Here is an 856-nt window from a genome sequence, read left to right as displayed (position 1 = left end):
TGCGGTCGAGTGATCCTTAGGTGTAAGCCCTATCCAGGCGGCAAAATCGCGACCCGACTTAAACATTCCGGGATCTGGCGTCTTCATCATCAAAAGTGATGCACCGACCGGTCCGACACCTGGAATCTCGGCCAGGCGCTTGCTGCACTCATCAGAGCGATGCAAGGCCATCAGTTTCTCCTCGATCGCTCTCGTTTCGGCAAGCAGGTTGCGATACTCCTCGCCGTGCATGGCGAAGAGTTCGCGCGCCAGTTCTGGCAGAGATTGATCAGCCGCAATGCGCTCCAGCAACGGTTCGACCCGGCACATGCCTTTGGCTGCGACGATGCCGAACTCCATGGCAAAACCGCGGATGGCATTGGCAAGCTGCGTTCGATTGCGAATGAGCCTCTCTCGCACACCGACCAGCATTAACGCCGCCTGCTGGTCCGCGCTCTTCACCGGTACGAAGCGCATGGTGGGTCGACTCATTGCTTCGCACAAAGCTTCCGCGTCTGCCGCATCGTTCTTGCCACGCTTCACATAAGGCTTCGCCAGCTGAGGTGCGATCAGCTTCACTTCATGGCCAAACGAACTTAGCAGCCTCGCCCAGTGATGAGACCCACCACAGGATTCTAGCGCGATAATGGTCGGGGGCGTTTTCTCGAAGAACTTCACCATCTCTCTACGCGAAAGCTTCTTGCGCAAGATTGGTTGCTCGGCAGCGTTCACGCCATGCAATTGGAAAACGCTCTTTGACGTATCCATACCAACTCGAATAATCTGTTCCACGGACGGTCTCCCTCGATTGAGCTTTCAACGAACTCATTCTGGCACATTGCGATGCCGTGGGGAGCCGTCCACCCCAACAAGGCAG

The 856-nt window shown here is 56.5% G+C and carries 1 protein-coding gene; it reads right to left on the bottom strand.

What is annotated here, in order from left to right; genetic code table 11:
* Positions 1–771, bottom strand: a 771-nt coding sequence (locus BLJAPNOD_RS35095) for an IS110 family transposase (RefSeq protein WP_115423217.1), incomplete at its 3' end; no start/stop codon positions are given.
* Positions 772–856: the final 85 nt, after the last annotated feature.

Origin of the sequence: Ensifer sp. M14 (assembly GCF_003355565.1) — a bacterium.
Taxonomy (GTDB): Bacteria; Pseudomonadota; Alphaproteobacteria; order Rhizobiales; family Rhizobiaceae; genus Ensifer.
Note: the sequence above shows the minus strand (reverse complement) of the source record. Positions and strands in the feature narration are given on the sequence as shown.